This is a genomic window from Streptomyces sp. NPDC014006 (genome assembly GCF_043088925.1).
In the GTDB taxonomy this organism is placed as follows: Bacteria; Actinomycetota; Actinomycetes; order Streptomycetales; family Streptomycetaceae; genus Streptomyces.
Map to the genome: position 1 here is coordinate 435,444 of NZ_JBICAJ010000006.1, position 25,734 is coordinate 461,177.

General features: G+C 71.1%; 24 protein-coding genes. 12 read left to right on the plus strand and 12 right to left on the minus strand.

Annotation, left to right across the window (positions count from 1 at the left end):
* Nucleotides 1-25: 25 nt before the first annotated feature.
* From ACF1GV_RS22910 to ACF1GV_RS22920, 3 genes are all read left to right on the plus strand, one after another.
* Complete coding sequence (locus ACF1GV_RS22910) at nt 26-1,432, plus strand: class II fumarate hydratase (RefSeq protein WP_391683788.1); 1,407 nt, start codon at nt 26-28, stop codon at nt 1,430-1,432.
* 72 nt (nt 1,433-1,504) lie between these two features.
* A complete protein-coding gene (locus ACF1GV_RS22915) occupies nt 1,505-2,203 on the plus strand; it encodes a DUF402 domain-containing protein (RefSeq protein ID WP_391683791.1) in 699 nt (232 codons plus the stop codon).
* Nucleotides 2,204-2,430: 227 nt separating this feature from the next.
* The gene (locus ACF1GV_RS22920) at nt 2,431-4,521 is read left to right on the plus strand and encodes a SpoIIE family protein phosphatase (RefSeq protein WP_391683794.1); all 2,091 of its coding nucleotides are present in this window, start codon (nt 2,431-2,433) and stop codon (nt 4,519-4,521) included.
* Nucleotides 4,522-4,578: 57 nt separating this feature from the next.
* Here the strand turns inward: ACF1GV_RS22920 and ACF1GV_RS22925 are convergent, their stop codons facing one another.
* The gene (locus ACF1GV_RS22925; protein ID WP_391683797.1) at nt 4,579-6,879 is read right to left on the minus strand and encodes a transglycosylase domain-containing protein; all 2,301 of its coding nucleotides are present in this window, start codon (nt 6,877-6,879) and stop codon (nt 4,579-4,581) included.
* A gap of 220 nt (nt 6,880-7,099) precedes the next feature.
* Here ACF1GV_RS22925 and ACF1GV_RS22930 point away from each other — a divergent pair, with 220 nt between their 5' ends.
* From ACF1GV_RS22930 to ACF1GV_RS22950, 5 genes are all read left to right on the plus strand, one after another.
* Nucleotides 7,100-8,029 carry an SPFH domain-containing protein gene (locus ACF1GV_RS22930; RefSeq protein WP_391683800.1) on the plus strand — a complete coding sequence of 310 codons (930 nt, stop codon included), beginning with the start codon at nt 7,100-7,102 and terminating at the stop codon, nt 8,027-8,029.
* Nucleotides 8,026-8,316 carry a hypothetical protein gene (locus ACF1GV_RS22935; RefSeq protein ID WP_391683802.1) on the plus strand — a complete coding sequence of 97 codons (291 nt, stop codon included), beginning with the start codon at nt 8,026-8,028 and terminating at the stop codon, nt 8,314-8,316. Before ACF1GV_RS22930 ends, ACF1GV_RS22935 begins: the two co-directional genes overlap by 4 nt.
* 357 nt (nt 8,317-8,673) lie before the next feature.
* The gene (locus ACF1GV_RS22940) at nt 8,674-9,201 is read left to right on the plus strand and encodes a PadR family transcriptional regulator (protein WP_361634454.1); all 528 of its coding nucleotides are present in this window, start codon (nt 8,674-8,676) and stop codon (nt 9,199-9,201) included.
* Nucleotides 9,198-9,887, plus strand: a complete 690-nt coding sequence (locus ACF1GV_RS22945; RefSeq protein WP_391683804.1) for an ABC transporter ATP-binding protein — start codon at nt 9,198-9,200, stop codon at nt 9,885-9,887. Before ACF1GV_RS22940 ends, ACF1GV_RS22945 begins: the two co-directional genes overlap by 4 nt.
* On the plus strand, nt 9,884-12,214 hold the full coding sequence (locus tag ACF1GV_RS22950; protein ID WP_391683807.1) for an ABC transporter permease: 2,331 nt from the start codon (nt 9,884-9,886) through the stop codon (nt 12,212-12,214). The genes ACF1GV_RS22945 and ACF1GV_RS22950 overlap by 4 nt, the downstream gene beginning before the upstream one ends.
* A gap of 349 nt (nt 12,215-12,563) precedes the next feature.
* Here ACF1GV_RS22950 and ACF1GV_RS22955 read toward each other — a convergent pair whose 3' ends face one another.
* Complete coding sequence (locus tag ACF1GV_RS22955; RefSeq protein ID WP_391683809.1) at nt 12,564-13,535, minus strand: LysR substrate-binding domain-containing protein; 972 nt, start codon at nt 13,533-13,535, stop codon at nt 12,564-12,566.
* A 133-nt stretch (nt 13,536-13,668) separates the two neighbouring features.
* Between ACF1GV_RS22955 and ACF1GV_RS22960 the strand changes: the two genes are divergently transcribed.
* Nucleotides 13,669-14,223: a peroxiredoxin gene (locus ACF1GV_RS22960; protein WP_363267429.1), complete on the plus strand. Its 555-nt coding sequence runs from the start codon at nt 13,669-13,671 to the stop codon at nt 14,221-14,223.
* Nucleotides 14,224-14,226: 3 nt separating this feature from the next.
* On the plus strand, nt 14,227-14,760 hold the full coding sequence (locus ACF1GV_RS22965) for an alkyl hydroperoxide reductase (RefSeq protein ID WP_363267430.1): 534 nt from the start codon (nt 14,227-14,229) through the stop codon (nt 14,758-14,760).
* 69 nt (nt 14,761-14,829) lie between these two features.
* Here ACF1GV_RS22965 and ACF1GV_RS22970 read toward each other — a convergent pair whose 3' ends face one another.
* The 6 genes from ACF1GV_RS22970 to ACF1GV_RS22995 form a co-directional block, all read right to left on the minus strand.
* The gene (locus ACF1GV_RS22970; protein ID WP_391683813.1) at nt 14,830-16,176 is read right to left on the minus strand and encodes an AI-2E family transporter; all 1,347 of its coding nucleotides are present in this window, start codon (nt 16,174-16,176) and stop codon (nt 14,830-14,832) included.
* Between the two features lie 140 nt (nt 16,177-16,316).
* Nucleotides 16,317-17,030, minus strand: a complete 714-nt coding sequence (locus ACF1GV_RS22975) for a transglycosylase SLT domain-containing protein (RefSeq protein ID WP_363267432.1) — start codon at nt 17,028-17,030, stop codon at nt 16,317-16,319.
* 389 nt (nt 17,031-17,419) lie between these two features.
* The gene (locus ACF1GV_RS22980) at nt 17,420-18,745 is read right to left on the minus strand and encodes a PhoH family protein (protein WP_391683816.1); all 1,326 of its coding nucleotides are present in this window, start codon (nt 18,743-18,745) and stop codon (nt 17,420-17,422) included.
* 367 nt (nt 18,746-19,112) lie between these two features.
* On the minus strand, nt 19,113-19,886 hold the full coding sequence (locus ACF1GV_RS22985) for an isoprenyl transferase (protein ID WP_391683819.1): 774 nt from the start codon (nt 19,884-19,886) through the stop codon (nt 19,113-19,115).
* Between the two features lie 128 nt (nt 19,887-20,014).
* Nucleotides 20,015-20,212 (minus strand): hypothetical protein, encoded by a 198-nt coding sequence (locus ACF1GV_RS22990; RefSeq protein WP_391683822.1) that lies wholly within the window; start codon nt 20,210-20,212, stop codon nt 20,015-20,017.
* 488 nt (nt 20,213-20,700) lie between these two features.
* Complete coding sequence (locus ACF1GV_RS22995; RefSeq protein ID WP_391683824.1) at nt 20,701-21,492, minus strand: class I SAM-dependent methyltransferase; 792 nt, start codon at nt 21,490-21,492, stop codon at nt 20,701-20,703.
* A 77-nt stretch (nt 21,493-21,569) separates the two neighbouring features.
* On the opposite strand from ACF1GV_RS22995, the gene ACF1GV_RS23000 reads away from it, so the two are divergent.
* On the plus strand, nt 21,570-22,097 hold the full coding sequence (locus ACF1GV_RS23000) for a DinB family protein (protein WP_391683827.1): 528 nt from the start codon (nt 21,570-21,572) through the stop codon (nt 22,095-22,097).
* 106 nt (nt 22,098-22,203) lie between these two features.
* Here the strand turns inward: ACF1GV_RS23000 and ACF1GV_RS23005 are convergent, their stop codons facing one another.
* A complete protein-coding gene (locus tag ACF1GV_RS23005; protein ID WP_391683829.1) occupies nt 22,204-23,079 on the minus strand; it encodes an LLM class flavin-dependent oxidoreductase in 876 nt (291 codons plus the stop codon).
* Nucleotides 23,080-23,150: 71 nt separating this feature from the next.
* The gene (locus tag ACF1GV_RS23010; protein ID WP_391683831.1) at nt 23,151-23,918 is read right to left on the minus strand and encodes a prepilin peptidase; all 768 of its coding nucleotides are present in this window, start codon (nt 23,916-23,918) and stop codon (nt 23,151-23,153) included.
* Nucleotides 23,919-23,993: 75 nt separating this feature from the next.
* Here ACF1GV_RS23010 and ACF1GV_RS23015 point away from each other — a divergent pair, with 75 nt between their 5' ends.
* Nucleotides 23,994-24,353: a DUF192 domain-containing protein gene (locus ACF1GV_RS23015; protein ID WP_391683834.1), complete on the plus strand. Its 360-nt coding sequence runs from the start codon at nt 23,994-23,996 to the stop codon at nt 24,351-24,353.
* Between the two features lie 88 nt (nt 24,354-24,441).
* Here the strand turns inward: ACF1GV_RS23015 and ACF1GV_RS23020 are convergent, their stop codons facing one another.
* Both ACF1GV_RS23020 and ACF1GV_RS23025 read right to left on the minus strand, forming a co-directional pair.
* Nucleotides 24,442-24,978, minus strand: coding sequence for a hypothetical protein (locus ACF1GV_RS23020; RefSeq protein ID WP_391683836.1), 537 nt, complete (start codon nt 24,976-24,978; stop codon nt 24,442-24,444).
* Complete coding sequence (locus ACF1GV_RS23025; RefSeq protein ID WP_391683838.1) at nt 24,975-25,697, minus strand: Imm52 family immunity protein; 723 nt, start codon at nt 25,695-25,697, stop codon at nt 24,975-24,977. The genes ACF1GV_RS23020 and ACF1GV_RS23025 overlap by 4 nt, the downstream gene beginning before the upstream one ends.
* Nucleotides 25,698-25,734 lie beyond the last annotated feature (37 nt).

Genomic DNA, 25,734 nt, shown 5'->3' on the forward strand with positions numbered 1-25,734 from the left:
CGCTGATCTTGGTGGAGGTACGACGATGACGACGACCGGAAGCAGCGGCACCGACTACCGCATCGAGCACGACTCCATGGGCGAGGTCCGCGTCCCCGCTCACGCCAAGTGGCGGGCGCAGACGCAGCGGGCCGTGGAGAACTTCCCCATCTCCGGGCAGCGCGTCGAGCGCGCCCACATCGAGGCGCTGGCGCGGATCAAGGGCGCCGCGGCGAAGGTGAACGCGCGGCTGGGGGTCCTCGACAAGGATGTCGCCGAGGCCGTTCAGGAGGCGGCCCAGGAGGTCGCCGAGGGGAAATGGGACGACCACTTCCCGGTGGACGTCTTCCAGACGGGCTCCGGCACCTCGTCCAACATGAACACAAACGAGGTCATCGCCACCCTCGCGAGCGAGCGGCTCGGCCGGGACGTGCACCCCAACGACCACGTGAACGCCTCCCAGTCGTCCAACGACGTCTTCCCGTCCTCGATCCACATCGCGGCCACCGCGGCCGTCACCCGGGACCTGATCCCGGCCCTCGACCATCTCGCCGCCGCGCTGACCCGCAAGGCGGAGGAGTTCGCGGACGTGGTGAAGTCCGGCCGTACGCACCTGATGGACGCCACGCCCGTCACCCTGGGCCAGGAGTTCGGCGGTTACGCCGCACAGGTCCGCTACGGCGTCGAGCGGCTGAACGCCTCCCTGCCCCGGCTCGCGGAACTCCCGCTCGGCGGCACGGCCGTGGGCACCGGCATCAACACCCCGCCCGGCTTCTCCGCCGCCGTCATCGAGGAGGTCGCCCACACCACCGGGCTGCCGCTGACCGAGGCGCGCGACCACTTCGAGGCGCAGGGCGCGCGGGACGGCATCGTCGAGACCAGCGGGCAGCTGCGCACGATCGCGGTCGGCCTGACGAAGATCGCCAACGATCTGCGCTGGATGTCCTCCGGCCCGCGCACCGGCCTCGCCGAGATCTCCCTGCCGGATCTGCAGCCCGGCTCCTCGATCATGCCGGGGAAGGTCAACCCGGTCATTCCCGAGGCCGTCCTGATGGTCGCCGCGCAGGTGATCGGCAACGACGCCACGGTGGCCACCGCGGGCGCCGCCGGCAACTTCGAGCTCAATGTGATGCTGCCGGTCATCGCCAAGAACGTCCTCGAATCGATCCGGTTGCTCGCGAACGTCTCCCGGCTGCTCGCCGACCGCACGGTCGACGGGATCGTCGCGCACCGCGAACGCGCCCGGGAGTACGCCGAGTCCTCGCCGTCGGTGGTGACCCCGCTGAACAAGTACATCGGGTACGAGGAGGCCGCCAAGGTCGCCAAGAAGGCGCTGGCGGACCGCAAGACGATCCGGCAGGTGGTCCTGGAGAGCGGCTACGTCGAGCGGGGCGACCTGACCGAGGAGCAACTGGACGAGGCACTGGATGTCCTGCGGATGACACGGCCGTAACAGGCGGGGCCGCGTTGGCGAACCGTGACGCGAACCGCAGCATCGGATGGCCATGACACCTAATATCTGTGCATGGCAGACGGTGATGTGATGAGACGCGCGGACACGGACGGCGGTGCTGCGGCGGGCTTCTGGGCGCCCGGGACACAGGTCCTGTGGCGCTATCGGGACAACGGCGGCGAGGGCTTCCACATCGCGCGGCCCGTCACCGTCGTCCGCGACGACGAGGAGCTGCTCGCCGCCTGGATGGCGCCGGGCACCGAGTGCGTCAAGCCCGTCCTCGCCGACGGCACGCCGGTGCACCGGGAGCCGCTGGCGACCCGGTACACCAAGCCGCGCACGGTGCAGCGCGACCGGTGGTTCGGCACGGGCGTGCTGAAACTGGCCAGGCCGGGCGAGCCGTGGTCGGTGTGGCTGTTCTGGGAGCCTGGCTGGCGGTTCAAGAACTTCTACGTCAACCTTGAGGACCCGCTGGCCCGTTGGGCGGGCGGGGTGGACTCCACCGACCACTTCCTGGACATCGAGGTGCGGCCGGACGGCGGTTGGCAGTGGCGTGACGAGGACGAATTCGCGCAGGCCCAGCGGGACGGGCTGATGAGCGCCGAACTCGCCGAGCGGGTCCGGGCGGCCGGTCAGGACGCGGTCGAGGCGATCCGTACCTGGCGGCCGCCGTTCTCGGACGGCTGGCAGGACTGGCGGCCCGATCCGTCGTGGCCGGTGCCGAAGCTGCCGGACGACTGGGATCGTACGCCCGCGCATGTGTCCTCATGAGACCCTTGATGCGCCCCCGGGCAGGAAACGTAGGATCGTCCTCCGCAAGGGCGCGCAGCAGCAACCACGGGCGCGCGTACCGAGTCTGATCCGACGTCACCGAGGGGCGGGCAGGACGTGAGCGAGGGGAACCAGGGCGCCGCCGGAATTCCGTTCCTGGGGCATGTATTGCGGGTATCGGCATGTCGGCGGGCGGAACTGCGTGCCCGGCGCGCAGCCCCGGACGGATGGATGCGACACGCGTGACGGAGCACCCCACCTACGAACGTCCCCAGCAGGGCGTCGACCCCACGGACCCCCGTGGGGCGCTTCTGCGTACCCCGACGCCGACGCGTGCGCCCGGCGCGGGGGCCTTACCGCTGCAGGGCGCCCAGGCCCGTGCCGGGGACACCCCCGGCGCGGCCAGGCCGAGCGGGCCGGAGCCGGCCGGCCCCGGCCCGGAGCACGCGCAGCCCGCGGCGGCCGCCGAGCCGGACAGGCTGCGGCCGCGCCCGGTACCGGAGGCCATACCGCTGCAGCCGGGAGGTGAGCAGGGCGTGCGTGGTGGGCAGGAGCGGCGTACCGGGCAGGGTCCCGCGCCGGGCCGGCCCACGCCGATGCGCCGGGACGGCGACCGGCTGCGGTTCGTCGGCGCGGCGACCCGGCGCATCGCCCGCGGCCTGGACCTGGACGAGATCGTGATGGGGCTGTGCCGGGCGACCGTGCCCACGTTCAGCGACGCCATCCTGGTCTACCTGCGCGACCCGCTGCCCGTCGGTGACGAACGGCCCATGGGTCCCGTCGTGCTGCGGCTGCGCCGTACCGACCGGATCCCGGAGGACCGGGACACCGAGGGCGGTTTCGCGCCACTTCCGCAGTCCCAGCAGCCGGAGCCGTGGGAGCTGGCGGACCTGGCGTCGGTGACGGCCGAGCTGTGCGAGGTGCGCCCCGGTGGCGCGCTCGCCGAAGTACTGCGCGGGGTGCGCCCGGTGTTCGCCGACGCGCCCGCCGCGCGCGCCGCGCTCCCCGACCTCCTCGGCGCCGGCGGCGACCTCGTCATCCCCAGCGGGCAGCGGGCGATCCTCGCGCCGCTGCGCGGGCGGCGCCGGGTGATCGGCGCGGCGGTGTTCCTGCGCCGCCCCGACCGCATCGCGTTCGAGACGGACGACCTGCTGGTGGCGGCGCAGCTCGCCACGCACAGCGCGCTCGGCATCGACAAGGCGGTGCTGTACGGCCGTGAGGCGTACATCGCCGACGAGCTGCAGCGCACGATGCTGCCGGAGACCCTGCCCCGCCCCACGGGCGTCCGGCTGGCGTCCCGGTACCTGCCGGCGGCGGAGACCGCGCGGGTGGGCGGCGACTGGTACGACGCGATCCCGCTGCCCGGCAGCCGCGTCGCCCTCGTCGTCGGCGACGTCATGGGCCACTCCATGACCAGCGCGGCGATCATGGGCCAGCTGCGCACCACCGCGCAGACCCTGGCCGGCCTCGACCTGCCGCCGCAGGAGGTGCTGCACCACCTCGACGAACAGGCGCAGCGCCTGGGCACCGACCGCATGGCGACCTGCCTGTACGCAGTCTACGACCCGGTCTCGCACCGCATCACCATCGCCAACGCCGGCCACCCGCCGCCCGTCCTGCTGCACCTGGGCGGCGAGGCGGAGGTGCTGCGGGTGCCCGCGGGCGCCCCGATCGGCGTCGGCGGCGTGGACTTCGAGGCCGTCGAGCTGGACGCACCCGCCGGGGCGACGCTGCTGCTGTACACCGACGGGCTGGTGGAGTCGCGGCTGCGCGACGTGTGGACCGGCATCGAGCAACTGCGCGAGAAGCTCGCCGCGACCGCGGCACTGACGGGCCCCGACCATCCGCCGCCGCTGGAAGCGCTGTGCGACGAGGTGCTGGACATGCTCGGGCCGGGCGACCGGGACGACGACATCGCGCTGCTCGCCGCCCGCTTCGACGGGATCGCGCCGAGCGACGTGGCGTACTGGTTCCTGGAGCCGGAGGACGCGGCTCCGGGCAAGGCGCGCAGGCTGGCCCGCCGCCAGCTGGAGCGCTGGGGCCTGGAGGAGCACATCGACTCGGTGCAGCTCCTGGTCAGCGAGGTCGTCACGAACGCCGTGCGGTACGCCTCCCGCCCGGTCACCCTGCGGCTGCTGCGCACCGACGTGCTGCGCTGCGAGGTCGGCGACGACGTGCCGCAACTGCCCCGGCTGCGGCAGGCGCGCGCCACGGACGAGGGCGGGCGCGGGCTGTACCTGGTGAACCGGATGGCCCGCCGCTGGGGCGCGACCCGGCTCAGCACGGGCAAGGTGGTGTGGTTCGAGCTGAACCGCTGAGCGCGGTCGTACGACGAAGAAGGGCGCCCGGTGTCGACCGGGCGCCCTTCTCTCATGTCATGGACGTTTGACGCTGTTGCTGCCGCCGGTCCCGCCGAAGATCGGGTCCTCCGGCTGGCCGCTCGGTGTCCCGGACGGCGTCTGGGACGGCGGCTGGGTCGTCGGCGTCTGCGACGGCGGCTGGGTCGTCGGCGTCTGGGACGGCTTCTGGGTCGTCGGCGTCTCCGAGGGCTTCTGGGTCGTCGGTGTCTGCGACGGCTCCTGGGTCGTGGGCGTCGAGGACGGGGTCGGCGTGAACGACGGCTCGACCGCGGCGCCCTGGTCGGTGTCCAGGTCGAACTCGCTGACCTCCTTCTGGACGCCGAACGTGTAGTCGGCCCAGATCAGCGCCGGGAACTTACCGCCGTTGATGCGCTTCAGGCCGGCGGCGCCGTGCATCGAGACGTGCGCGAACGTCTTCGCGTCCTCACCGAACAGACCCACCGAAGTGACCAGGTCCGGCGTGTAACCGGTGAACCAGGCCGACTTGTTGTCGTCGGAGGTACCGGTCTTGCCCGCCACCTTCTGCCCGTTGCGCAGCGGGTTGTTCCGCACCGACTCACGGGCCGTACCGTCGCCGATCACGCCGGTGAGGACCGAGGTGACCGTGTCGGCGGCGTTGGGGCTGATGACCTGGTCACCGATCGGGTCGGGCAGGTTCACCGGGTGGGCGCTGGACTCGACCTTCTTCAGCAGCGCCGGGGTGACCTTCTTGCCGTGGTGGTCGAGCGTGGCGTAGACGCCGGCCATCTGCAGCGGGCTCGCGCCCATGGAGCCGAGCGTCTGCGCGGGCACGGCCTGCAGGTCCTTGGTGTCCATGCCGAGCTTGCCGGCGACCTCCATCACCTTCGGCATGCCGACGTCGACACCCATCTGCGCGAAGACGGAGTTCACGGACTGGTTCATCGCGTTCTGCACGGTGATCGGTCCGTAGTCCTGGTCGTCCTCGTTCTCCGGGGCGAACCCGACGGGCGTGCCGTGGTCCAGGACGGGACGCTTGCTGGTGCCGTCGTAGATCGTGTCGGCACCGATCGCCTGTCCCTTCTGGGTCGTCGCGGCCTCGTCGATCGCGGCGGCCAGGATGACCGGCTTGAAGGTGGAGGCGGGCTGGTAGTCGGTGCGGGTGGCGTTGTTCGTGTAGTGCTTGTAGTAGTCCACGCCGCCGTACATCGCCACGACCGCGCCCGTCTTGGGGTCGACCGAGACACCGCCGGCCTGGACGTCCCCGTCGACCTTGCGGGTCTTCGGCTTCAGCTTGCTGGTCAGCTGCTCCTTGACGGAGTTCTCCAGCGCCGCCTGCTTCTTCTTGTTGATGTTGAGCGTGAGGGTCCAGCCGCCGCGGCCGACGAGGTCCTCGGCCTCCTTCATGTTCGCGGCGGTGCCCTGGGCGACGAGCCGCTTCTCCAGCTCCTTGTTGGCGGCCGCCACCAGGTAGCCCTTCTGGCCGCTGAGGCCGGGCGAGGGCTTGGGGTCCTTGGGGATCGGGAATTGCATGGCCTGGCGCTGGGAGGCGTCCAGCCAGTGTTCCTCGACCATGTTGTCCAGCACGTAGTTCCAGCGCTGCTTCACCAGCTTCTTGCCGGTGTCGGTGGCGGAGGCCCAGTCGTACTGGCTCGGCGCCTGGAGCAGGGCGGCGAGGTAGGCGCCCTGTTCGACGCTGAGCTGGTCGGCGTCGACGCCGTAGTAGGCCTGCGCGGCGGCCTGGATGCCGTAGGCGTTGCGGCCGTAGTAGCTGGTGTTGATGTACCCGGCCAGGATGTAGTCCTTGGACTTCTCGCGGTCCAGCTTCAGCGAGATGACCATTTCCTTCAGCTTGCGGCTGACGGTCTGTTCCTGGGTGAGGTAGTAGTTCTTGACGTACTGCTGGGTGATCGTCGAGCCACCCTGGGCGCCCTTGCCGGAGAGCGTGTTGAGGATGCCGCGCGCGGTGCCCCTCAGGTCGACGCCGGAGTCCTTGTAGAAGGTCTTGTTCTCGGCGGCGACGAAGGTGCGCTGCACTTTCTTCGGGACGTGCGCGAGGTCCACGACCTCACGGTTGACGTCGCCGTCGCGGGTGAGGATCGAGCCGTCGCTGTACTTGTAGACGTTGCTCTGCTTCTTGGCCTCGGCGTTCCCCTCGGGGATGTCGATCATCATGTAGAGCACGACGAAGGCGCCGATGCCGAGCAGGAAGAGTCCGAGGATCGTGCCGAGGATCTTCTTCCAGGTGAACAGCCGGCGTATGCCGCTCTTGCCGCCCGCCCGTGACGAACGGCGGCGCCCCGGCGCCGCGCGGCGGCCCGCGCGCTGCCGCGCTCGTCTCTCTTCCGCTCGTCCCATGGGGTGCTTCCTCGCTCCGCTCGTTCCGGGGGCTCAGGTCAGCTCAGAAAGCTAACACCGCTGGTTGTGACAAAGGGCGTCCGATCCCGTCTTTTACGGACGTGACAATGAGCACCCCTGCCGTGGGAACCGACGTTCAGGGGTGGTTGAGGGTTGCCCCGGCAGGGAAAAGTGATATCACTTAGATGTACACACGAAATCTTCGAGAACGGGGGACCACATGTCCGCGCCTATAGATTCGGCCGATATGCCTGAAATGCCCGCGCCTCGTGTGCGGGAGTTCGCCGCGCACAGCATCGGGGGCGGGCTCGCGCTGCTGCTCGGGCTGGTGGGGCTGCTCGTCGGGGCCGGCGCGATCGCGGGCGGGGCGGTCGCCACGGCGGCGGCCGCGAAGGGCGTACTGATCGCCGTGGGGGTGGTGATCGGCCTGTCCTCGTTCCTGTCGCTGTGCGGCCTGAACACGGTCGCGCCGGGCGAGGCGCGGGTGGTGCAGCTCTTCGGGCGCTACCGGGGCACGATCCGCGAGGACGGGCTGCGCTGGGTGAACCCGTTCACCTCGCGCGAGAAGATCTCCACTCGGGTGCGCAACCACGAGACGGCCGTACTGAAGGTCAACGACGCCTACGGCAACCCGATCGAGCTGGCCGCGGTCGTGGTGTGGAAGGTGAACGACACCGCGCAGGCGACGTTCGAGGTCGACAACTACCTGGAGTTCGTGGCCACGCAGACCGAGGCGGCCGTGCGGCACATCGCCATCGAGTACCCCTACGACGCCCACGACGAGGACGGGCTCTCGCTGCGCGGCAACGCCGAGGAGATCACGGAGAAGCTGGCCGCCGAGCTGCACGCGCGTGTGGAGGCGGCCGGCGTGGAGATCATCGAGTCCCGGTTCACGCACCTCGCGTACGCTCCGGAGATCGCCTCCGCGATGCTCCAGCGGCAGCAGGCCGGCGCGGTCGTCGCGGCGCGTCGGGAGATCGTCGACGGGGCGGTCGGCATGGTGGAGGCGGCGCTCGCGCGGATCGCCGAGCAGGGGATCGTGGAGCTGGACGAGGAGCGTAAGGCGGCGATGGTGTCGAACCTGATGGTGGTGCTGTGCGGGGACCGGGCGCCGCAGCCCGTGCTGAACACCGGGTCGCTCTACCAGTGACGTCCTCCGAGCCGTCCGAGCCCCCTGAGTCCTCCTCTGAGCCCTCTGAGTCCTCTGAGTCCTCGGGGGCGCCGGCGGGCCGGCGGAAGCCGCAGCAGCGCAAGCAGGTGCTGTTGCGGCTGGACCCGTCTGTGTACGACGCGCTTGCCCGGTGGGCGTCGGACGAGTTGCGGTCGGCGAACGCGCAGATCGAGTTTCTGCTGCGGAAGGCGTTGCTGGAGGCGGGGCGGTTGCCGCGGGACGCGGGGCCGATGCCGCGGAGGGGGCGGCCGCGAGGGGGGGCTTGAGGGGGGCTGTGCCTGCGGGTGCGTTGTGCTTGCTCGCGCGGTTCCCCGCGCCCCTTACAGGCCTGCGGCGGCCCGTTGCGGTTGCGTCGTCGCTGGTGTCGCGCCTGCCGTCCGCCGTGAGTCGGGGCCGGGGTGGGGGTGTCCGTCCTCGGTCCGGCCGCCCGTCCCCGACTACGGCACCCTCCGCCGGCGCCGGGCCGCGCGACCCACCCCCGGCCGACACCGACACCGGTCAGTTCGCCCGCCCTGTTGCTGAAGCGTGACAATCCGCTCCGACCTGGTGTGGCGCACGCAGCGCTGTGCGCTCCGCACTCCGTGTATACACGCGGCGTATACACAGTGTGTAGAGTTGGCGGCATGTCCATCGGTCACACCCTTCTGGGGCTCCTGGAGTCCGGTCCGCGTCATGGATACGACCTCAAGCGGGCCTTCGACGAGAAGTTCGGTCACGACCGGCCGCTGCACTACGGCCAGGTCTACTCGACGATGTCCCGCCTGCTGAAGAACGGTCTCGTCGAGGTCGACGGCATCGAGGCCGGCGGCGGTCCCGAGCGCAAGCGGTACGCGATCACCGAGGCCGGGATCACCGACGTCGAGCGGTGGCTCGCGACGCCGGAGAAGCCCGAGCCGTATCTGCAGTCGACGCTCTACACCAAGGTCGTCCTCGCGCTGCTCACCCACCGCGACGCCGCCGACATCCTCGACACGCAGCGCTCCGAGCACCTGCGCAGCATGCGCATCCTGACGGAGCGGAAGCGCAAGGGGGATCTGGCGGATCAGTTGATCTGCGACCACGCCCTGTTCCACCTGGAGGCCGACCTGCGCTGGCTCGAGCTGACCGCCGCCCGTCTGGACAAGCTGCGTCAGGCGGTGGTGGCCCAGTGAACGCCCCCGCCGGTTCCCTGCTCGCCGCCGATGAGCTGCGCAAGGTCTACGGGCCCACCGTCGCTCTGGACGGCGCCTCGTTCTCCATCCATCCCGGTGAGGTCGTCGCCGTCATGGGCCCCTCGGGATCCGGCAAGTCGACGTTGCTGCACTGTCTGGCCGGGATCGTCCCGCCCGACTCCGGCACGATCACGTACGCCGGGCGCGAGCTGTCGGCGATGAGTGACGCCCAGCGCAGTGCCCTGCGCAGGAGCGAGTTCGGGTTCGTTTTCCAGTTCGGACAGCTTGTGCCCGAGCTGACCTGTGTCGAGAACGTCGCGCTGCCGCTGCGGCTCAACGGCACCTCCCGCAAGGACGCCGAGCGGGCCGCCCTCGGGTGGATGGAGCGGCTCGAGGTCGACGACCTGAAGAAGAAGCGGCCCGGTGAGGTGTCCGGCGGGCAGGGGCAGCGCGTCGCCGTCGCCCGTGCACTGGTCACCAACCCCCGTGTCGTCTTCGCCGACGAACCCACCGGCGCTCTGGACTCCCTCAACGGTGAGCGCGTGATGGAGCTGCTGACCGAGGCGGCCCGTTCGGCCAACGCCGCCGTCGTCCTCGTCACGCACGAAGCCCGGGTGGCCGCCTACTCCGACCGCGAGGTCGTCGTACGCGACGGCAAGTCACGGGACATGGAGCGCATCGTATGAGCCTGCGGCAGTGGGCCAGGGACCTGGCCATGGGGCTGCGGTTCGCCTACGGCGGCGGGCGCGAGGGATGGATCCGGGCCGCGCTGACGGCCGTCGGCGTGGGACTGGGCGTGGCGCTGTTGCTGCTCACCACGGCGATCCCGAGCGCGTTGGCCGTCCGGAACGAGCGCAGCGACGCCCGGGCGAGCCTCTACACCGGTGAAGGCGTGAAGAAGTCGGACCGCTCCCTGCTGGTCGCGGACGTCGGGACGTCGTTCCGGGACAAGGAGGTGCTGGGGCGCGCGATGCAGCCCGAGGGCCCGCACGCGCCGCTGCCGCCCGGAGTGGCCGCGTTCCCGGCCAAGGGCGAGATGGTGGTCTCCCCGGCCCTGAAGAGGCTGCTCGAGTCCGGCGGCGGTCGGCTGCTGCGGGAGCGGCTGCCGGAGCGGATCGTCGGGACCGTCGGGGAGAGCGGACTGCTCGGACCGGCCGAACTCATCTTCTACCGTGGCGCCGACGGGCTTTCGTCCCATGTGGACGGCGGCCGGGTGACCCGCCTCGAACGCTTCGGCAACCCCAACGCCACTTCCGAGCGGATGGACCCCGTCCTGCTGCTGCTCGTCCTCGTCATCTTCCTCATCCTGCTGATGCCGGTGGCCGTGTTCATCGCGGCGGCCGTCCGGTTCGGCGGTGAGCAGCGCGACCGACGCCTGGCCGCGCTGCGGCTGGTCGGCTCCGACAGTGGTATGACGCGGCGCATCGCGGCCGGTGAGGCGCTCGGCGGCGCCCTGCTCGGGCTGGTCCTCGGCAGCGGGTTCTTCGTGCTCGGCCGGCAGCTGGCCGGGACCATGGACGTACTGGACATCAGTGTCTTCCCCAGCTCCCTGAACCCTTCCCCGCTGCTCGCCCTCCTGGTCGCCGTGGCGGTGCCCGCGGCCGCCGTGCTCGTCACGCTGTTCGCACTGCGCGGGGTCGTCATCGAGCCGCTGGGCGTGATCCGCGCGGCCAAGCCCGCGCGGCGCCGGCTGTGGTGGCGGCTGCTGCTGCCGCTGGCCGGCGTCGCGATGCTCTACCCGATGGTCGGCCAGGGCCGCGACAACGGAGACTTCAACCAGTACCTGGTCTCGGGCGGCGTGCTGCTGCTCCTGGTCGGTGTCACGGCGCTGCTGCCGTGGGTGGTGGAGACGGTCGTCGCCCGGCTCGGCTCCGGCGGTGTCGCCTGGCAACTGGCCGTCCGCCGACTTCAGTTGAGCAGCGGCAGCGCGGCCCGGATGGTCAACGGGATCGCGGTGGCGGTGGCCGGCGCGATCGCCCTGCAGATGCTGTTCGCGGGCGTCGAGGGCGACTACACCCGTTCCTCCGGCAAGGATGTGACGCGGGCCCAGATGCAGGTGACGCTGCCGACCGGCGACGCCCTCGCGAGTACGGCGCAGCAGTTCCGGCGGACCAAGGGGGTGCGCCAGGTGACCGCGGTGTCGCAGGTCAGCGTCGGTGACGGCCGTCGGGAGCCCGCTCTGGGCAGCGAGCTCATGGTCGGCGACTGCGCGGCCCTGCGGGAACTGGCCGCGCTGCCTTCCTGCCACGACGGCGACGTCTTCGCCCTGCGCGGCGGCGAGTACGACGACGGGCGGACGGCGAAACTCGCCCACCCGGGCCGCGCACTGTACATCGACCCGTCCTACGGCGACACCCGCGGCCGGGAGGTCCCCTGGCACGTCCCGGCGGGCCTGAAGCAGGCAGACTCGATCGAGGACCCGAACGGCATCAAGCGCTCCGGTTTCCTCCTCACGCCGAACTCCCTGCCCGGGCCGGCGGCACCGGCGATGACCGGGCAGCTCTTCCTCGGCTTCGACCCATCGGTGCCGGACGCCGTGGAGTACGCCCGCAACACCGCGACCCGGATCGACCCCATGGCCGACGCGATGCTGTGGTCGGCGACCCTGCAGTCCCCGAAGTTCGCCGCCATCCGCACCGGCCTCTTCGTCGGCGCGACCTGCGTGCTGGCCCTGATCGGGGCGAGCCTGCTGGTCTCCCAGCTGGAGCAGTTGCGCGAGCGCCGCAAACTGCTGTCGTCCCTGGTCGCCTTCGGCACCCGGCGCCGCACCCTCAGCCTGTCGGTGCTGTGGCAGACGGCGATCCCGATCGCCCTCGGCCTGCTGCTGGCAGCGGCGGTGGGCATGACCCTGGGCGCGGTCCTGCTCCGGATGACGGCCACCCCGATCCACCTCGACTGGCCCAGCGTCCTGTCGATGACCGGCGTGGGCGCGGCCATCGTCCTGGCGGTGACCCTGCTCAGCCTCCCACCCCTGTGGAAACTGATGCGCCCGGACGGCCTGCGCACGGAATAGCCGCCCGCGGCGGGAAGAGGACGGGGTGGGGGTGTCCGCCCGCAGCGGCCGGCACCGGGCAAGGGCGCCCTCGTCGGAAACGGGCGGCCGGACCGAGGACGGACACCCCCCACCCCGGCCCCGACCCACAACGAACCGCAGGCGCTACCGGAACCGGCCACCGGACAGCAACGGGCCGCCGCAAGCACAAAAGGGGCGCGGGGCTGTATTCGACATGCGGCTCCGCCGCGTGGGCGCGACCAGCCACAACGAAACCCGCACAGACCCGGCAATCCCAGCCCGGCAGACGCTGATCCCCGCCAAAAGCCACCCGCAGACGCTGATCCCCGCCAAAAACCACCCGCAGACGCTAGTCCCCGTCGGAGACAACCCGCACCGGCAGCGACCCCAGAACCCCCCGCAACGCCTCGGCCAGCTCCTCGTACTCCGCGGAGCGAGCCGCCCCGGCCCGCATCGCCAGCCCCACCCTCCGCGTAGGCGCCGGGGAGGCGAAGTACCCGGTGAGCAGCTGGCTGCTGCGAGCCGTCTCCAGTTTCAGCGCCGTCCGCGGCAGCAGCGTGCAGCCCAATCCGCCGGCGACGAGCTGCACCAGCGTGGACAGTCCGGCCGCCGTCGTCGTCACCGGCGCGTCCTCGCGCCCCGCCTCGCGGCAGATGTCGAGCGCCTGGTCCCGCAGACAGTGCCCCTCGTCCAGCAGCAGCAGGTTCAGCTCCTTCAGCGCCTCGCGGGGAATCCCCTCCCGCCCGCCGAGCCCGTGGTCCATGGGCGTGACCAGCACGAAGTCCTCGTCGAACAGCGGGAGTTCCACCACCCCGGGAACCCCGAGCGGCACCGCGAGCAGCAGCAGGTCCAGCCGCCCGGAGCCCAGGCCCTCCACGAGGTTCGCGGTCTGCTCCTCGTGGACCTGCAGGTCGAGGTCGGGGTACCGCTCGTGCACCAGCCGCAGCACCGTCGGCAGCAGATACGGCGCGACCGTCGGGATCACCCCGAGCCGCAGCACCCCGGTGAACGGCGCCCGCACCGCCTCGGCCTCCTCCAGCAGCGCCACGACCTCATCGAGGACGGCCTTGGCGCGCACCGCGAGCCGTTCACCGGCCGGCGAGAGCAGCACCTTGCGCGTCGTACGCTCGAGGAGGGTGACACCGAGTGTCTCCTCCAGGGCCGAGACGGCGCCCGAGAGGGCGGGCTGGCTCATGCCGATCGCCGCGGCGGCGTCCCGGAAGTGCAGATGCTCCGCGACGGCGGCGAACGCCCGCAACTGCGCCAGGCTGGGCTGCTTCCGTTTGCCGCCGGCGCCGCCGGTCACGCTGGTGACACTCACTGATAGCTCCCTCCGATCAACTCGACCGAGTGTAGCTATTTCCGTAATCAATGCACGGTGTGCCAACATCAACAGCGTCCAACCCATGGGAAACACCCTCAAAAGGGGTGTTTCTTCGCTGCAAGGAGAGCGTGTGCTCACTGTCGGTGACAAGTTCCCCGAGTTCGAACTGACCGCCTGTGTCTCGCTGGAGAAGGGCAAGGAGTTCGACACGATCAACCACAAGACCTACGAGGGCAAGTGGAAGGTCGTCTTTGCGTGGCCCAAGGACTTCACCTTCGTGTGCCCCACCGAGATCGCCGCGTTCGGCAAGCTGAACGACGAGTTCGCCGACCGCGACGCGCAGATCCTCGGCTTCTCCGGTGACTCCGAGTTCGTCCACCACGCCTGGCGCAAGGACCACCCGGACCTGACGGACCTGCCGTTCCCGATGATGGCGGACTCCAAGCACGAGCTGATGCGCGACCTCGGCATCGAGGGCGAGGACGGCTTCGCCCAGCGCGCCGTCTTCATCGTCGACCCGAACAACGAGATCCAGTTCACCATGGTGACCGCGGGCTCCGTCGGCCGGAACCCGAAGGAGGTCCTGCGGGTCCTGGACGCCCTGCAGACCGACGAGCTGTGCCCGTGCAACTGGAGCAAGGGCGAAGAGACCCTGGACCCGGTCAAGCTGCTGGCTGGTGAGTGAGGCATGTCCCTCGACTCCCTGAAGTCCCGCGTACCGGACTATGCCAAGGACCTGAAGCTCAACCTGGGCTCGGTCATCGGCAACTCCGACCTGCCCGCGCAGCAACTGTGGGGCACGGTGCTGGCGACCGCCATCGCCTCGCGCTCCCCGATCGTGCTGCGTGAGCTGGAGCCGGAGGCCAAGGCGAACCTGACGCCGGAGGCGTACCAGGCCGCGAAGTCGGCCGCCGCCGTCATGGCGATGAACAACGTCTTCTACCGCACCCGCCACCTGCTGTCGGACCACGAGTACGGCAACCTGCGCGCGGGCCTGCGGATGAACGTCATCGGCAACCCCGGTGTCGACAAGACCGACTTCGAGCTGTGGTCCTTCGCGGTCTCCGCGATCAATGGCTGCGGCATGTGCCTGGACTCGCACGAGCAGGTGCTGCGCAAGGCCGGCGTCGAGCGCGAGGTCGTCCAGGAGGCCTTCAAGATCGCCTCGGTCGTCCAGGCCGTAGGCGTCACGCTGGAGGCGGAGGCGGTCCTGGCCGAGTAGGGCCCGCACCGCGCCTGTTGCAAGGCCCCGTCCACCATCGGGTGGGCGGGGCCTTCGCCTTCGCCCGGCTCAGACCGACGGCGTCTCCTGCGCGGGCTCCTGCGGGGCGGCCGGCTCCGCGGCAGCCGCCTTCGCCGCCGCCACGTCCGACGCCGTCGCCCCGCGCGGCCGCGGCGTGTGCCGCAGCGCCGCCTCACGGGAGTACGCCCGCAGATACCCGGCCACCGCGTTGGTCACCGCCACCAGCGGCACCGCCACCACCGCGCCGCCGATCCCGGCGATCATGCCGCCGGCCGCCACCGACAGCACCACCGCGAGGGGATGCACCCGCACGGCCCGCCCGAGGATGAACGGCTGCAGGATGTGCCCCTCGATCTGCTGCACGGCGAGCACGACGACCAGCGTCATCACGGCCGTGAACACGCCCTGCGTGACGAGCGCCACGACGACCGCGAGCGCGCCGGAGGCCACCGCACCGACGAGCGGGATGAAGGAGAACAGGAAGATGAACACCGCGAGCGGCACGGCCATCGGCACGTTGAGGAAGTAGATGCCGAGGCCGATGAAGATCGCGTCTATGAGGGCGACGATCACCGTGCCGCGCACGTACGCGGTGAGGGTGCGCCAGGCGCGCGGGCCGGCGCCGGCGACGCCCGGGCGGGCGGCGGCCGGGACCAGCTTCAGCGTCCACTCCCAGATGCGGCGGCCGTCGTAGAGCAGGAACAGCGTGGAGAAGACGGTCAGCAGGATGCCGGTGAGGGCCTCCACCACGACCTGTACGCCCTCCAGGCCGGCCGAGGTGATCTGGTCGGTGTTGGCGCCGATCGCCTCGCGCAGGTTCTTGGCGATCTGGTTGATCTGTTTGTCGGTGACGTGGAAGGGGCTGTTGAGCAGCCACTTGCGCAGCTCGTCGATGCCGTCCTGGATCTGGTCGGAGAGGTTGTCGATGTTCTCCATGACCTGCCAGCTCACGAACCAGCCGATCAGCCCCATGATGACGAAGCCGAGGATCGCCGTCATCGACGTGGCGAGGCCGCGCGGCACGCCCATGCGGGTCAGCCGGGCCACCGTCGGCTGGAGCAGCGCGGTGATGAGCAGGGCGGCGACGAACGCGAGGACGACGAGCTGGACGGCGCTGATCACCTTCATCAGCACCCAGAGCGTGCCCGCGAGGATGAGCAGCCGCCAGCCGGCCTCGGCGGCGACGCGGACGCCCCAGGGAACGGCCTGCGCGGGGTCCGGGCGGGCCGGGACATCGGGCGCGTAGTCGGGGGGCGCCGGTACGTGCTCGGGCGATGCGACGGGTTCGTGGTCGGCGTCTTCCCGCTCGAACTCGGCGCGGCGCTCGTCGAGCCGCTCGCTTATCCCGGTCAGTCCGGCGCCGAGCCGACCGAGCCACCCTGGCACTCGCGACATGATCCGTCCTCTTCCCCCGTCTCTCCTCACCACTCCCCCCTGGAGCCGTCGCGTACGACCGTACAGGGCGAAAGCCCCTCCCCCTAGGACGGGGAGGGGCTGCGCGAGGTTGAGCGAAGGCCGGTTGGCGGGCCGGGGGCCTAGTACCAGTGGTTGGCCTGCCAGAACGACCACGCGTCGCACGGGCTGCCGTACCGGCTGTTCATGTAGTTCAGGCCCCACTTGATCTGGGTGGCCGGGTTGGTCTGCCAGTCGGCTCCGACGGACGACATCTTGGAGCCGGGCAGGGCCTGGAAGAGACCGTAGGCACCGGAGGAGGCGTTGACGGCCTGGTAGTTCCAGCTGGACTCGTGGTCCACGATGTTGCTGAAGCACTGGAACTGGCCGCCGCCGACCATCTGACGCGCCATCGCCTGGATCTGGGAGACCGTGTACGAGCTCTGCACGGCGAAGGTGGAGGCGTCCCGGATGGCGCTGCGGCTGGCGGCCTTCTTGGCCTCCTCGCGCTCCTTGGCTTCCTTCGCCGCCTTCTCGGCGGCTTCCTTCTTAGCGATCGCGGTCTCGGCGGCCGCCTTGCGGGCCGCCTCCTCGGCGGTCTTCTTGGCGCTCGCGTCGGCGGCGATGGCCTGTGCGTCGGCCTGCTGCGCGAGGGACGCGGTCTGCACCTGCGCCTGCTGACCCGCGGGTATGTCCGCGAGAAGCGTGACGTCGGATGCCACCGCCTCGGCGTCGTTGGGCTGCGCGGTGCTGCCCGAGGCAACACCGACGACGCTTCCGACAGCGGTGACCGCGGTGGCGGAGGCCACTGCGAATCCCCGGACCGAAATCCGGCTCACACGGTTTCCTTCCAGCATCGCCCGCTTCGGTGACCCTGGCGGACGCAATCGTGCCCCTGACACTGGCCTCCCCAACTGCGGGGTCACGGGAGGCGCGGGCCCGGTGGGCAACTCCCTGTTCGGGAGCGCCGCGAGGTGCTCGGGCGGCATACGACGGCTGCTATGGAGTTGGTGTCCTGCTGTGGTGCCATACCGCTGGCGGTACAGATGTGTCGTATGCGGGGCCTGACAGGAGTGAGACTCTGCCGTAACCCGACGCCGCACCGCAATTCTGCGTTGCGTGTGAAAGCTCACATCCCGTTTGGACCCCGGGATTTCATCGAACACCCACATACGGCGGCGCCGCCCCGCTAAGCTCTTCGCCTTTGCGGGACGGCGCCGGTTGACGGCGATAGTCTGCCGGACGGTCAGATACCGGTGTCTTCGAGCATTTCGGTCACAAGCGCCGCGATCTGGGACCTCTCGGACCGGTTCAGCGTGACGTGCGCGAAGAGCGGATGCCCCTTCAGCTTCTCCACGACGGCGACCACACCGTCGTAGCGCCCGACCCGCAGATTGTCCCGTTGTGCCACGTCATGGGTCAGAACGACCCGGGAATTCGCCCCGATCCGGGACAACACGGTCAGCAGGACGTTCCGTTCGAGCGACTGGGCCTCGTCAACGATCACGAACGCGTCGTGCAGCGAGCGGCCGCGGATGTGGGTGAGCGGCAGGACCTCGAGCATCCCGCGCGCGGTGACCTCCTCGATGACCTCACGCGAGGTGACCGCCGACAGCGTGTCGAAGACGGCCTGCGCCCACGGACTCATCTTCTCCGCCTCGGAGCCGGGCAGATAGCCCAGTTCCTGGCCGCCGACCGCGTACAGCGGGCGGAAGACCATCACCTTCTGGTGTTGGCGGCGCTCCAGGACCGCCTCCAGGCCGGCGCACAGCGCGAGCGCCGACTTGCCGGTGCCGGCCCGGCCGCCCATGGACACGATCCCGACGTCCGGGTCGAGCAGCAGGTCCAGCGCGATGCGCTGCTCGGCGCTGCGGCCCTTGATGCCGAACGCCTCCCGGTCACCGCGCACCAGACGGACGTTGCCCTCCGGCGTGACGCGGCCGAGGGCCTTGCCGCGCTCGGAGTGGACGGTCAGCCCGGTGTGCACGGGCAGGTCGGCCGCCTGCGGGACGTACAGATGCCCTTCCTCGAAGAGGATGTCCACCTGCTCGGCCGGCAGGGTGAGTTCGCTCATCCCGGTCCAGCCGGAGTTCTCCGTGATGGCCAGTTCGGCCCGGTACTCCTCGGCGAGCAGGCCCACCGAGGACGCCTTGATCCTCAGCGGGAGGTCCTTCGAGACGACGGTGACGTCGAACCCCTCGGCCTGCAGGTTGCGTGCCACCGCCAGGATGCGGGAGTCGTTGTCCCCCAGGCGGTAGCCGGAGGGCAGCACGCTGGGGTCCGAGTGGTTGAGCTCGACCCGTACGGTCCCGCCGAGGTCCCCGGTGGGAATGGGGGCGTCGAGGCGGCCGTGCCGGACCCGGAGGTCGTCGAGCAGACGCAGGGCCTGCCGGGCGAAGTACCCGAGTTCGGGATGGTGCCGCTTCGCCTCCAGCTCCGTGACCACGACGATGGGGAGCACGACCTCGTGCTCGTCGAAGCGGCTCAGGGCGTTCGGGTCGGCCAGCAGGACGCTGGTGTCGAGAACATAGGTGCGCCGGTCTGGCTTGGGGCGCTTTGTGCTGGTCACCACGGAAGGACGTACCCCCTCGGATGAGGTCGGGGAGCGACGAGGTGGATGCCGGGCCGGGAGGGCGGGGCAAATACGGCCGGTGGCCGGCCTCCGCGTGCGGAGGGCCGGGAACCGGCCCGCCGCGGCTGCTTCCGTGCCGTCACCGCACGGTCGGGCTGGTGCAAAGGGCCTCCCGGGCGGACGGCCCCGAGCCGTCCGCTGAGATACGACGCCCGTGGTTCGGGTGTCGACCTGCTTGCCTTATGCCCTCGAAAATGCGCCGCCATGCCACAAGGCAGGGCGGCGCAGCGGTGAACTCCGTGTTACTTCCGCGGGAAACGGGGTACACGGGGAGTTTCCCCCGGGGGGTCGGCGGCGTGTTGCCGTGTCAGCCGCCGTAACGGCGGTGACGGGCCGCGTAGTCGCGCAGGGCGCGCAGGAAGTCGACCTTGCGGAAGGCCGGCCAGAAGACCTCGCAGAAGTAGTACTCCGAGTGGGCGGTCTGCCACAGCATGAAACCGGACAGCCGCTGCTCGCCGCTGGTGCGGATGACTAGGTCGGGGTCGGGCTGGGCGCTGGTGTACAGATGACGGCCGATCATGTCGACGTCGACCTGCTCGGCGAGGTCGTCCATCGCCACGCCGCGCTCGTGGGCGTCGAAGAGCATGGACCGGACGGCGTCGGCGATCTCCTGGCGGCCGCCGTAGCCGATGGCGACGTTGACCACTATCCCGTCGACGTGCGCGGTGGCCTCCTCGGCCTCCTTCAGGGTGCGCTGCATGCCGGCCGGGAGGATGTCGGAGGTGCCGACGTGGTGCACGCGCCAGCGGCCGTCGGCGGCGAGGGTGCGCACGACGCCCTCGATGATGCCGAGCAGCGGGCCGAGCTCGTCCTCCGGACGGGTGAGGTTGTCCGTGGACAGCAGCCAGAGGGTGACCACCTCGACGTCGGTCTCACTGCACCAGCCGAGGAATTCCTCGATCTTGTCCGCCCCGGCCTGGTGGCCCTGCGCGGTGGTGGAGCCCGCGGCCTTCGCCCAGCGCCGGTTGCCGTCCATGATGACGCCGATGTGCTTGGGCACCTGAGCGTGGTCCAGGTGGCCTTCCACCCGCCGCGCGTACAGCTTGACGAGCAGGCCGCGCAGCTTGTCGCGCAGGTTCACGTGATTGTCAGCCCCTCCGGTGCGGATCGGACATGCGCGCCGGGCTCGGCCGGGCGCGACACCTGTCCGTATGGCGGTCCCCGATGGCGAAGCCTACCCCCGCCGGCGGGGAGGACCGCCAACGGGTGTCACGCGTACGGCGGCTGCGGCGGCACGGCGGGGGTGCGCGGGCGCCCGAACCACTGGCTCGCGGAACGCCGGCTGAGCAGCACGATGACGGCGATGGCACCGCCGAGCGGGACGATGCCACCGGGGGTGCCGTTCGCGGTGGCGCCGAGGGCGATGAGGATCTGCACGCCGGCCAGCACGACGGAGGCGATTCTCACGCCGTTCCCGGCCTTGGGGTAGAGGAACGTGGGGCGTAGGAGCCGGGCGGTGTCGGATGATCGTTCGACATGGGCCGGACTCCAGCCAGGGCGGGCGATGGGGAAAAAGAAACGGGCCGGTCCGTGGGGGGGATACGGACCGGCCCGAGGGGGGGTTTCCACCATAACCCTTCGTAAGGGCAGGTGTGGGCATCGGCGTGCCACAACTACTCTCCGAATCCACCCGGCAACAGGCGGCTGGCGGAAGAAGGCGTGGTGGGCGGTGTTTTCGGGGCGGTGGGGAACCTCTCTGCGGCGGTCCCTCCGATGGGCGAACCGGTGTGTCCCCGCCCTTGACGGCGCCGGCACCGCGCAGTCCCCTCCACTGCGCGGTACCGCCCGCGCAGCTTTGCTCACGCGAATCGCCTTGGTCTGAACCTATGTGAGGCGCCTGGGTGAATGCGAGCCGATCGCGATAACGATGTGGAAACCGTGTGGGGGAAGTGACATCAGTGACTCGGTTTGCGGGCGTCGAAGAGGTGCCGGCTGCTGTGCGCGACGAACGGCCCTTCGGCCCGGATCCGCTCGTGCAGGGCGCGCAGCTGCGGCTCGTAGGCCTCGACGGTGAAGCCGGGGACCATCCAGATCACCTTGCGCAGGAAGTGCACCACGGCCCCGATGTCGTGGAACTCCGTCCGCAGCCGCTCGGCGCGCAGGTCCACGATCTCCAGTCCTGCCGCCTCGGCGTCGGCGCGCTCGCGCTCCGGGTCCCGGGCACCGCGCGTCTGCTGCGGCTGAGGGCCGAGGAAGTGCTCGACGAGCTCGAAGACGCTGCTCGGACCGACGTGCTGGGCGAAGTACGTCCCGCCGGGCTCCAGCACACGGGCGATCTCCGCCCAGTGCGGCCGCACCGGATGCCGGCTGACGACCAGGTCGAACGCCGCGTCGGCGAACGGCAACGGCGCGTCGTCGGGCGAGGCGACGACCGCGACGCCACGCGGGCGCAGCAGCGCGGTGGCCTTGGCGACGTTCGGCGGCCAGCCCTCGGTGGCGACGACGAGGCCGGGGGCGGCGGACGTGCGGCCGAGGGCGAAGTCGAGCACTTCCCCTCCCCCGGTCTGCAGATCGAGGACGGCGGTGGCCGAGCCGAGCCGCTCGGCCATCGAGGTGGCGTACCCCCAGGACGGCCGTTCCTCGGTGGCCCGCCCCTCGAACCAGGAGAAGTCCCAGCCTTCCGTGGGCGCGGCGACCGCCTCGGCGACGAGGTCTTCGAAGGTGCGGCGGTGGGGCTGAGCGTTCATGCGGGCGATGATCGCAGGGCGTTGTCAGTGCCCGCTGTTAATTTCGGCGGCATGGCGGACGACCTGAGGGAGATGGCATGGGGGACGACGCGGTGAGCGACGCGAGCGCGGGACTGCCCTATGCGGGCGGTGAGAAGGAGACCCTCCGGGCGAGTCTGGACCGGCTCCGGGACGCGGTGCTGTGGAAGCTGGAAGGTCTGGACGAGGAGCGGTTGCGCCGCCGGATGACACCGTCCGGCACCAATCTGCTCGGGCTGGTCAAGCACCTGGCCTCGGTGGAGTACGGCTGGTTCGTCGAGACGTTCGGCCGTGAGCCGGAGCCGCTGTGGTTCGACCCGTACTCCGCCGAGGACATGTACGCGTCCGACGACGAGACGGCGGAGCAGATCATCGCCTTCTACGGCCGCGCCCGCACCGCCGCCGACCGCACGCTCGCCGAGCTCCCGCTCGACGCGGTGGGCCGCCCGGCGTGGCACGAGGGCCGCGAGGTGTCCCTGCGCTGGGTGCTGGTCCACATGATCGAGGAGACGGCACGGCACGCGGGCCACATGGACATCGTCCGGGAGCTGATCGACGGCGCGACGGGTGACTGGCCTGCGGGATGACGGGTGACCGGGCCTGCGGGATGACGGGTGACCGGGCCTGCGGGATGACGGGTGCCCGGGCCTGCGGGATGACGGGTGCCCGGGCCTGCGGGGTGACCGGCCGGCGTCACACCAGCAGGGGCCGCACCTCTTCGGCGGCGAACCGGACGAACCCCTCCGGGTCGGGCTCGTCCGCCGTCGGCTGCAGTACGACGGTGCCGGCGCCGGCCTCGGCGAACTCCCGGACGGCCTTGGCGACGGTCCCGGCGTCCCCGGCGACCCCGATACCGGGGACGTCGGTGAGACCCTCGGCGGCGATTTCGGCGCGCAGCCGGGCCCGGGCGTCGGGCCCGGTGGCGGCGAGGAGATAGACGACGACCCGGTGCGGATCGCCGAGCCGCCCGGCCGCTTCGCGTCCCTCGTCGATGATCCGCCGCGCCCGCCGCACGGCGTCGGGCGAGTTGTTCATCGTCAGCAGCGTGCCGTCGGCGGCCTCACCGGACAGCCGCAGCGAACGCGGCCCGGTGACACCGGCCAGCACCGGCACCGGGGCCGGCGGCGGCCAGTCGAGCGCGACGTCGTCGAGGCGGACGTAGCGCCCCTCGGTGCCGAGCCGCTCACCGCCCAGCAGGCCACGCAGGGCGAGCAGATACTCGCGCAGCAGCGTCATGGGCGACTGGGCGCGCGCCCCGACCTGCCCCATCCACTCCTGCACACCGTGCCCGACGGTGAGGATCGAGCGGCCGGGGAACATCCGCTCCAGCGAGGCGGCCTCCATGGCCGTGACGGCGACGTTGCGCAGCGGGACGGGCAGCAGCCCGATCCCGACCCGCACCCGCTCGGTCCAGGCCAGCGCGGCGGCGGCCGTGGACACCCCGCCCTCCAGGAAGCAGTCCTCCCACAACCACAACTCCTCCAGCCCGGACGCATCGGCGACCCTGGCCACGGCACGAAGCCGCTCGGGCGGGAGCTGGGGACGGAAGACGACGCCGAGTGCAGTCATGGGAGGTTCTTATCCCGGGGTGGGCGGGGCCACAACTGCATTTTCGCTCGGTGCCGTTGGGCCGGTGGCGATCAGGCCGCCGAGGCCGCGCCGAGCAGCAGGCCGGCCATCGCGCCGGCGATCATGAACGGGCCGAACGGTATCGCGCTCTTGCGGTTCGCCCGTCTCAGCAGAACAAGCCCGAGGCCGTACACGGCACCGAGCAGGAAGCCGGCGAAAGCGCCCAGGAAGAGCACGTCCCACCCGTACCAGCCGAGCGCCACGCCGAGGGGAACGGCCAGCTTCACGTCTCCGAAGCCCATCCCGTTCGGGTTGATCAGGAACAGCGCGAAGTACACGCCGCCCAGCGCCAGCCCGCCCAGCAGCGCGCGCGGCCAGGACCCGGTGCTCCCGGGCAGCAGCGCCACTGATCCAAGCAGTACCGGCACTCCTGCGGCCAGGGGCAGGGTCAGCCGGTCGGGAAGGCGGTGCACCCGCGCATCCACCAGCGCCAGCAGCACCAACGGCGGTGTCAGCAGTAGCCACACGGCGAGTTCCGGCCGGGTGCCCACGGCCTGGGCGAGCGCGGCGCAGCACAGGCCGGTGACCACGGCGGCCGGCCACCCCGGCCGCCCAGCCGGGGCACAGGTCGCGCAGGAAGTCGTGCCCACCCAGCCGCGTGGCCCCGGGGCGAATACGTGCCCCTCCTGGCAGTTGAGACGCCAGGGCTGTTCCGGCTCGACCGAGAACCGGTAGGCGGCGCGCAGGGCGAGCAGTCCGGTGACGGCTCCCCACAGGAGGCAGGCGGTCGGCAAGGCGTACACGCGGCAGACGCTACGGCACGCGTGACGGGCGGTCATGGGCCCGTGGACCCAGCGCCGAACCGACCGGGCCCAGAGCCGGCCAGTGGTGTGCCGCGTCCTAGAGTGCGGGCCATGACGACACGACCGAAGTGGCGGAACGGCACCGGAACCCTCGTCACCCCCGAGGCACCGGAAGTCCCCCTGGAGATCGTCACCAGCTACCGGAAACGCGCCCGGGGCCTGCTCGGCCGTGACGGGGTCGACGGGGCGTTCCTCATCACTCCGTGCGCGAGCGTGCACACCTTCCGTATGCGCTTCACCATCGATGTGGCCTATCTGGACCGGGACTTGACGGTGGTGGCGGTGCACACCATGAAACCCGGCCGGCTGAGTCTGCCCCGCCTGCGGGCGCGCTCCGTTCTGGAGGCGGAGGCCGGGGCGATGGAGCGGTGGGGGGTGCGGCCGGGAACGCGGCTGACCGTGCACATCTGACGTGGCGCTGCCGCCACACGGGGAGCGCGGGGTGCCGACCCGGCGCATGAGGCGTCAGAGCCGTGCGCCGCGGGCCGGAGTCCGGGTATCAGCGCGGCTCGCCGGCCACCTCGACGATCTCCCGGTCGCTGATCGCGGCCATGAGCACCAGCGGTGCGTCGCCATCGCTGTGGCCCACGGAGATGCCCACCCATCGGTCCGCACCGCCGGGCCCCTCGTGGACCGGGCCCCACACGGTCAGGTCGCCGTAGTCGTCGGCGTCGCACAGTGCCTGGTGCAGCGGCGGCAACGGCTCGCCTGCCTGTTCGCGGAACATGGCGCCGTGCATGGCGACCCGGCGGGACGGCCCCCACCGGCGGGTCAGTTCCTCCGCCACCTCGCCGGCCTTGCGATCGGCGCCCTCCACGACCGCGTTCCAGTCCTCGCCGGGTACGCCGGTGAGGGGGCCGCTCTGCCACAGGGGGGCGAGCACGAATCCCTGACCGGTCTCCTTGGTCCGCTCGCCGGTGAGTGGGTCCTCCTGCACCACGGTCGGCCCCTGCGCCGGCAGGGGCTCCACGAGCAGCGCCATGATGTCGGCGACCGCCCTGCCGACGTCGAACCTGTGCGCGAACTGACGAGTCACCACACACTCCGGTCCATCGGCTTGGGCAGCGGCTGCAGCGCTCCGGCCTCCCGCAACCGCACGTTCGCCTGGACCACCTTGTCCGTCTCAGCCGCCGGCGGAGCGACGGCGAGCAGCAGGCCGCCGGTGGGCAGCTCCGTACGGGTGACATCGGGGAGGTCGGCGGGCACCAGGGCCGCCCGGGCCGGTGACAGGTAACCGAGCCGGCCGACGGACGGCTCGCCGGGGCCGAAGTCCGCCTCGTCCTCAAGGGCGTCGAGGACGTCGTCGTCGGTCACGTCACCGAAGTCGGGCTGCCAGGTCTCCGCCACCAGGGTGAGCAGTTCCGCCTCGGGGACCGCCGCACCGTCGGGCGCGTCGATCTCCATGATCAGGTTCTGCGGCACAAACTCGGACGCTCCGCCGGCCGCGCCCCGGACATCGGCCCGCCAGCCCGATTCACCCCCGATGACCAGCGAAAGCCGGTAGCCCGTGCGATCGGACCAGCCGTCCTCTGCCTGGACCGACCGCAGCGCCGCGAGGATCGACCCGGCGTCGGCCCGCAGAGCGGTGGCCGGCCCGGACGGGTGGATCTGCTGCCAGGTCCACCCCTCGCCCGACTCGGGTGCGAGGGCCGGCAGCAGGGACGACAGTCGGTCCAGCGTCTGCTTCCAGCGATCCGCCAATGCCTCGGCCGACTCCTCACGAGGACCCCAGAAACCTCGCACCACGCGGCTCATGCTGCGCCTCCGTCCCTCTCGTTCGCCACTTGCGGCA

Excerpts from the sequence above, each read along its gene's own strand:
- ACF1GV_RS22910 (WP_391683788.1), top strand. The coding sequence starts at position 26 with ATGACGACGACCGGAAGCAGCGGCACCGACTACCGCATCGAGCACGAC.
- ACF1GV_RS22915 (WP_391683791.1), top strand. The coding sequence starts at position 1,505 with ATGGCAGACGGTGATGTGATGAGACGCGCGGACACGGACGGCGGTGCT.
- ACF1GV_RS22920 (WP_391683794.1), top strand. The coding sequence starts at position 2,431 with ATGGATGCGACACGCGTGACGGAGCACCCCACCTACGAACGTCCCCAG.
- ACF1GV_RS22925 (WP_391683797.1), bottom strand. The coding sequence starts at position 6,879 with ATGGGACGAGCGGAAGAGAGACGAGCGCGGCAGCGCGCGGGCCGCCGC.
- ACF1GV_RS22930 (WP_391683800.1), top strand. The coding sequence starts at position 7,100 with ATGTCCGCGCCTATAGATTCGGCCGATATGCCTGAAATGCCCGCGCCT.
- ACF1GV_RS22940 (WP_361634454.1), top strand. The coding sequence starts at position 8,674 with ATGTCCATCGGTCACACCCTTCTGGGGCTCCTGGAGTCCGGTCCGCGT.
- ACF1GV_RS22950 (WP_391683807.1), top strand. The coding sequence starts at position 9,884 with ATGAGCCTGCGGCAGTGGGCCAGGGACCTGGCCATGGGGCTGCGGTTC.
- ACF1GV_RS22965 (WP_363267430.1), top strand. The coding sequence starts at position 14,227 with ATGTCCCTCGACTCCCTGAAGTCCCGCGTACCGGACTATGCCAAGGAC.
- ACF1GV_RS22970 (WP_391683813.1), bottom strand. The coding sequence starts at position 16,176 with ATGTCGCGAGTGCCAGGGTGGCTCGGTCGGCTCGGCGCCGGACTGACC.
- ACF1GV_RS22975 (WP_363267432.1), bottom strand. The coding sequence starts at position 17,030 with ATGCTGGAAGGAAACCGTGTGAGCCGGATTTCGGTCCGGGGATTCGCA.
- ACF1GV_RS22995 (WP_391683824.1), bottom strand. The coding sequence starts at position 21,492 with ATGAACGCTCAGCCCCACCGCCGCACCTTCGAAGACCTCGTCGCCGAG.
- ACF1GV_RS23000 (WP_391683827.1), top strand. The coding sequence starts at position 21,570 with ATGGGGGACGACGCGGTGAGCGACGCGAGCGCGGGACTGCCCTATGCG.
- ACF1GV_RS23005 (WP_391683829.1), bottom strand. The coding sequence starts at position 23,079 with ATGACTGCACTCGGCGTCGTCTTCCGTCCCCAGCTCCCGCCCGAGCGG.
- ACF1GV_RS23010 (WP_391683831.1), bottom strand. The coding sequence starts at position 23,918 with ATGACCGCCCGTCACGCGTGCCGTAGCGTCTGCCGCGTGTACGCCTTG.
- ACF1GV_RS23015 (WP_391683834.1), top strand. The coding sequence starts at position 23,994 with ATGACGACACGACCGAAGTGGCGGAACGGCACCGGAACCCTCGTCACC.
- ACF1GV_RS23025 (WP_391683838.1), bottom strand. The coding sequence starts at position 25,697 with ATGAGCCGCGTGGTGCGAGGTTTCTGGGGTCCTCGTGAGGAGTCGGCC.